This window comes from Roseibium sp., assembly GCF_025698965.1.
Lineage (GTDB): Bacteria > Pseudomonadota > Alphaproteobacteria > Rhizobiales > Stappiaceae > Roseibium.
In genome coordinates this window covers 1-5,301 of sequence record NZ_JAILWL010000456.1, presented here as the reverse complement: position 1 = coordinate 5,301, position 5,301 = coordinate 1, and the positions used below count along the sequence as shown (strand labels likewise).

The window sequence follows — 5,301 nt, the reverse complement described above, 5'->3', positions numbered from 1 at the left end:
GCAGGAAAGCTTGCCGTCGGCCACATAGAACTGGAACAGCGAATGGCACGGCGGCAGCGCCATTTCGTCGACCAGAGCCGGGTTCCAGGCTGATACGATCAGGCGCCGGCTTTCCGGGTTGGTGCGGATCATGGTGAGCAGATTTGCGATCTGATCGATGGAACGACCGTCCGGTGCCGGCCAGGACCGCCACTGATAGCCATAGACCGGACCAAGTTCGCCGTTTTCATCGGCCCACTCATCCCAGATCCTGACGCCGTTTTCCTTCAGATAAGCAATGTTGGTGTCACCTGCCAGAAACCACAGCAGCTCGTGAATGATAGACCTCAGATGCAGCTTTTTGGTCGTGACCACCGGAAATCCTTCAGACAGGTCGAAACGCATCTGATGGCCAAATACCGAACGCGTGCCTGTCCCCGTGCGGTCGCCCCGGTCAACGCCCTCATCCAGAATTTTCTGCAAGAGATCGAGATATTGCTGCACAGCGAGGCCTTTCCGATTGGATTTCGAGCAAGTGGAGCTAACTTCGCAGATTTTGAGGAAAACGCAGCCCCTTCTAAGAAATTTCCCCAGATCGAATCCCGGATCGCATGAAGTGTTGAAGTAGGTTTCGGTTCGACCTGATCGACGTTTGAGTTCAGTCCTTGGAAGACCTGTCACACTGTCAGCGGGACAAAAAAAAGACATGACGCGGCACACAGGTATCTGAAACTGCCTCCACTCGGCAACTGCCCTAAGGGTGTTCCAGCCTCGTGCGGCCTCTTCCACGTCTCGCGAACAAGACGCCTTTTTCTTCTTTGATGACGGTCCAGTGTCCGGAACCCCTATCCAGAACTTTGCGAAAGTCCGGCAAGTTGCATGGTTCATCTGCGATCAATAGTGAACCATCAACTTCCAGGTGCTCGATCAATCTTGTAAGTACGTCTACCCTGGGCAGGCGGTCCAACATGTGCAGTGTGCGGTCGATAACAATCACATCAAAACTGCCGGTGGGTTCAAAATCGACGATATCGGCGACATAGCCTTTCACCGCAAGCCCTGCGCGCGCCGCTTCCGCAAGCAAATCCGATACACCAGCTGGGGAAAGATCAACACCGGTCACACAGTGACCAAGCCTTGCTATGAACAAGGCATCCCTACCCTGCCCGCAACCAACATCCAGAACACGGGCATTTGCCTTGCCGTAAGACTTGAAAAACTCGAAAAATACCGCGTTGGGTTCACCAAGGGCGTTGGGTGTCTTGCGGTAAAGTGCGTCATAATCGTAAGCCATCAGGCGCACCTCATTGTTTTTCCTGACCATGGTCCGGAAAGACCGATTTCATGAAGTCTGCCTTCATCATGTGCGCCTGCATTGCAGGCAATCCAATAGCCTTGAGGGACAGGATTGCCGTATAAATCAGGGTAGCTGTTGCAAGCCCATCAAGCACCCAGGCCACAGGATCCCGCAAAATACCGAGATAAGCCGGCAAATTTGCAAGACCCGGAATCGTCCAGAAACCGGTTACGGCATGCAGCAGCAACGCAATCCAGAATCCCGCGCAATAAGGACAATGCCACTGGTCGTAGAGGGCTTGCAGCGGCCTTGGCAAATGCTCCAAAAAAGTGTTGAACCAGGTGCCCCATTCGGGAAGCTTTTCCCAAACGAGAATGTGGATTGCAGCCCCCATAAGCATCAATTCATAGTTCATGTTTCCTCACTTCGCGATTTTGTTAACAAGCCCAATAGTTAGTTAGTTTGACTTACTATTTTGATTAAAATGCAAGCCGGACTACGGCGAAGCCGTCAAACTGCAGATCTGCAGAAGCTCTCCGCGCTCTTTCTCACCCAGCTCGCCCAGTATTTCACGTGCCACAGAAGCATAGATGGATCTGCCTGTTTCCAAGCGCACCTGGCCTTCTTCCGTCAATAGAATATGTTGCGCCCTGGCGTCATACTGGCATGGAACCCGGCGCACCCAGCCACGTTCTTCCAACTTGACCACCATGACACTGGCGGAGGCTTTTCGAACGCCCATTGTTTCAACCACATCCTGCAGATGCTGGCCGTGATCGTCCTTGTCCGTTTTACGGAATTCCTGCTCCTTGATGGCGCTCAAATACTCAAATTCGCTGTACGATACTCCCACGTCGCTTGCCGATGCGTTCCACCGACGATGCGCATGCCGATGCACCAATTCAATAAAGTCAGGGAGTTTCATACTCAAACCTTTAGTTAGTCTTTCTAACTAATCGACTTTAAAACTGCCGTCAACCCCGGTTGTTCTCCAGAATCGCGTGGTTGAAATTTCCCTTTATGATTTGGTGGCAAATCGATGCTTCCTCTTCCCTTTCCGCTCCAAAGCGCCTATATCAAGCGTGCTGGTTCGCCAGCTATGGCAATAAACTGTCAGTGCAATAAACCTATCGGACCCGGGGGCGGTACCCGGCGCCTCCACCCAAGCCCATGAGGCCAATCTTCGGAATTCTCATGGGTTTCGGCGGGGGCGAAATAGGATCGACGAGGGCGTAAAGACTGTGCTTTTGCTCGGCATTGTACCACCGTTATCGGGCTGTTCTAATAGTTGCAAACGACAACTATGCTATGGACAACGCTGTCGCTGCGTAATGCAGCGCCGGTAGTCCACTAAGTCCCGTTGGTTAGCACCTTCAGGCGGGGTTCGGAGGCACCTGGCAACAGAAGCCTCCACTTGATATCACTCCGAGATGTATCCTTTGCCCCATCCTCGCCCCAAGGTTCGTGTAGCTTCGACAACTCTTCGTGGGCAGGAAAGAGCCAATAAATCGGTATCACTTGGAAAAGAGCCTTTTCTTTTTGGCCCTGGCCCGTCAATGTGGTTCTGAAAGACAAGATTCCCAGCGAGATTCGACGAAAACTGATGTCTGAAGACCTTCTGCGATACGACATTTTAATTCAGGACGCGCTGCGCGGCGCGGTGAAGAAGATACTGGCCGAAGTTGGACGGACCGGCCTTCCCGGGGATCATCACTTCTATATAGCGTTCGACACAAATGCTCCCGGTGTTCGCATTTCCCAGCGCCTGAAAGAGCGCTATCCGCAGGAAATGACCATCGTATTACAGCACCAGTTCTGGGATCTGGCGATTGGCGAGCACGCCTTCGAAGTTGGTCTGTCATTTGGAGGCGTTCCGGAAAAACTGCTTGTGCCCTACTCTGCCATCAAGGGTTTCTTCGATCCTTCGGTCCAGTTTGCACTCGAATTCGATCCGGGCAAAACGGCCGAGGAACTTCCCGAGGAGTTGCTCGAAGCGGTTGAAGAGTTGGCGAAGGTGGAACAGGAACACGCTGAAAACGAAGCCAAGTCTGACGATGCACCCAAGCCGCTGGAAATTGCCTCGAAAGAGGATGGCGACGGCGATGAAAAAGCCGAAACGCCGGCGTCCGGAAGCGATAGCGGCGGAGAAGTCGTTTCTCTGGATGCGTTCCGTAAAAAGACCTGACAACCGGAGCTCCCCATGAGCGCGGAGATCATCAATCTGCGCCAGATGCGCAAGCAGAAAAACCGTCTGGACAAGGAAAAAGTGGCGGATGACAACCGTCGCAAATTTGGCCGAACCAAGACCGAACGCGAAGCTGCGCGCCGCAGGCGCGACGAGCTTCAAAGTCACGTTGAAGGCCATCGTCTCGATGAACCGGCACCAAATGACAAAGACAGTTCGGATTAACGCCCGATGGCGCTGATCAAACGGTCCCTGTCTCTCCACGGCCACAGAACCAGTCTGGCGCTCGAACCCGAATTCTGGGATGTCGTGGACAGTATCACAAGTGCGGAAAAACGGCCTCTCGCCAATCTGATTGCAGAGATCGACGACACCCGCGACCCGGAAGACCCCTTGTCTTCAGCTGTGCGTGTGTGGGCACTGAAGCAGGTAAGATCCGCAAAAACCGGCGTCGGCAGCCCGTAACGCTACTGAGGCGCTCCGGGAAGGATGAGCGGTCCCCCGCCAACTTCCCTTGTGATCAGGTCTTCGATCGACACGGGAGGGTCGAGCGGCGGCAAAGCGTTGGACGGCTTTGCTTGTGGTGCCGAATCGGGAACAGACTGGGTGGTTTCTGGATCAGGAGACCCGAGCACTGCCCGAATTCTCTCTGCAAACGGCTGCACTGCTCCCGACTGTTGCCGCGCCTCGCTTTGTTGCAAAGGTGGCGCCGCATTGGTTTCTTGCGCAGGCGTGGACTCGTTCTGCGGGGTTGGAGCTGATTGCCCTTCTTGCGACTGACTTTCCTCAAGTCGCAATCTTTCTTCCTCAGCTGCCAGAGCGGCAGCCTGTGCGGCACGCTCCCTGCGCCCTTTGGCTTCTCTCTGCTGTTTCAATTCCCTGACCAAGCGATCCCGCTCCAGAATTTCGGCCTGGAGTTTTTCGACCCGCTCGACTTCCTGTTCAAATGCCCGCAAGGTCAGGTAAGCGGTGAAGGGGCCGACATCGACACGGCGCCGTGGTGCCTCAACCGGCCCTTGGAACAACAGTCCGACCTGAGGTTCAGCACCGGTTACCGCATCTTCTCCGGGATCGATTTTTAGCGAGAAATCAGCGTCGAGGTCGTAGGTTCCCAAATCCACTTCCGCAGATCCGAAAATTTCCGCCTTTTCGGAATCGACGACAACATTCCTTGCGCTCAATCGCCCGCCTACAAGGGTCAGCGTTCCGTCCACCCTCTCAAACGGAAGGGTTCCGGCAGCCATATGGCTGATAAAGACTTCACGTATCTTTTCATCTCGCAAATCGAGACCCGCATCGACCGCACGGGTGACTAGCGGAAACGCCTGAGGATTGAGTCCGCGAAAGTCACCCTTATCCATTGCGAAGGTTCCGCCGCCGCTCAAGCCAGTCACGATGGCTGAAATTGAACGGCCCGCACCTTCAAACTCCAAAAACAGATCCAGTGTTCCCGCAGCAACCGCCCGGTCGCTTGGGCGCCAGGCCAATTGCCGAAGATCGGCTTTCTCCAGCTTCACTCGACCGGAAACGGCTGCCTCGGCGTCGGATCGGCGAAGCGAAAGACTGCCATCCAGGCGCCCCCCTGCAAAGGATCCGTTCAATCCGTCAAGACGCAGCAGTGATGGCGTCAAACGAACTTCCGCACGCGGATTGGCAATTGCCGTTGTTTCATCAACAAGCAAACTGTCCGCCCTGAAATCCAATGTCAGATCAAGATCCTTCAGCAACGGCGTCCCAAAGGCTGCCGTCGGCCAAATGCTCGACCCATCTCCGGCCGAGAACCACTGGTCCGGCCCCAGAACGAGCTCCGAAAGGCTGCGCAGATCGGCCTGATTCAACG

Annotated in this window: 8 protein-coding genes and 1 other RNA gene; 4 read left to right on the top strand and 5 right to left on the bottom strand. The window is 54.7% G+C overall.

Annotation, left to right across the window (positions count from 1 at the left end; genetic code table 11):
* The 4 genes from thyA to K5905_RS26855 form a co-directional block, all read right to left on the bottom strand.
* Nucleotides 1-483: thymidylate synthase (gene thyA, locus K5905_RS26870; RefSeq protein ID WP_297590019.1), on the bottom strand; the 483-nt coding region annotated here is incomplete at its 3' end.
* A gap of 250 nt (nt 484-733) precedes the next feature.
* Nucleotides 734-1,273: a bifunctional 2-polyprenyl-6-hydroxyphenol methylase/3-demethylubiquinol 3-O-methyltransferase UbiG gene (locus tag K5905_RS26865; RefSeq protein WP_297590016.1), complete on the bottom strand. Its 540-nt coding sequence runs from the start codon at nt 1,271-1,273 to the stop codon at nt 734-736.
* Nucleotides 1,274-1,283: 10 nt separating this feature from the next.
* Entirely contained in the window at nt 1,284-1,691 is a 408-nt protein-coding gene (locus tag K5905_RS26860; RefSeq protein WP_297590013.1) for a hypothetical protein, read from the bottom strand.
* Nucleotides 1,692-1,772: 81 nt separating this feature from the next.
* Nucleotides 1,773-2,201, bottom strand: a complete 429-nt coding sequence (locus K5905_RS26855; protein WP_297590011.1) for a MarR family winged helix-turn-helix transcriptional regulator — start codon at nt 2,199-2,201, stop codon at nt 1,773-1,775.
* A 120-nt stretch (nt 2,202-2,321) separates the two neighbouring features.
* Here K5905_RS26855 and ssrA point away from each other — a divergent pair.
* From ssrA to K5905_RS26835, 4 genes are all read left to right on the top strand, one after another.
* Nucleotides 2,322-2,691: a transfer-messenger RNA gene (gene ssrA / locus K5905_RS26850) on the top strand.
* A 188-nt stretch (nt 2,692-2,879) separates the two neighbouring features.
* The gene (locus K5905_RS26845) at nt 2,880-3,461 is read left to right on the top strand and encodes an SspB family protein (protein ID WP_297590009.1); all 582 of its coding nucleotides are present in this window, start codon (nt 2,880-2,882) and stop codon (nt 3,459-3,461) included.
* Between the two features lie 15 nt (nt 3,462-3,476).
* On the top strand, nt 3,477-3,686 hold the full coding sequence (locus K5905_RS26840; protein ID WP_297590007.1) for a DUF4169 family protein: 210 nt from the start codon (nt 3,477-3,479) through the stop codon (nt 3,684-3,686).
* 6 nt (nt 3,687-3,692) lie between these two features.
* On the top strand, nt 3,693-3,926 hold the full coding sequence (locus K5905_RS26835) for a ribbon-helix-helix domain-containing protein (RefSeq protein WP_297590005.1): 234 nt from the start codon (nt 3,693-3,695) through the stop codon (nt 3,924-3,926).
* A gap of 2 nt (nt 3,927-3,928) precedes the next feature.
* On the opposite strand, the gene K5905_RS26830 is transcribed toward K5905_RS26835, so the two are convergent.
* A partial coding sequence (locus tag K5905_RS26830) for an AsmA-like C-terminal region-containing protein (RefSeq protein WP_297590003.1) occupies nt 3,929-5,301 on the bottom strand: 1,373 nt, incomplete at its 5' end.

Bases quoted from the DNA above. Each gene is read 5' to 3' on its own strand.
- K5905_RS26860 (WP_297590013.1), bottom strand. From the start codon at position 1,691: ATGAACTATGAATTGATGCTTATGGGGGCTGCAATCCACATTCTCGTT.
- K5905_RS26855 (WP_297590011.1), bottom strand. From the start codon at position 2,201: ATGAAACTCCCTGACTTTATTGAATTGGTGCATCGGCATGCGCATCGT.
- K5905_RS26845 (WP_297590009.1), top strand. From the start codon at position 2,880: ATGTCTGAAGACCTTCTGCGATACGACATTTTAATTCAGGACGCGCTG.
- K5905_RS26865 (WP_297590016.1), bottom strand. From the start codon at position 1,273: ATGGCTTACGATTATGACGCACTTTACCGCAAGACACCCAACGCCCTT.
- K5905_RS26840 (WP_297590007.1), top strand. From the start codon at position 3,477: ATGAGCGCGGAGATCATCAATCTGCGCCAGATGCGCAAGCAGAAAAAC.
- K5905_RS26835 (WP_297590005.1), top strand. From the start codon at position 3,693: ATGGCGCTGATCAAACGGTCCCTGTCTCTCCACGGCCACAGAACCAGT.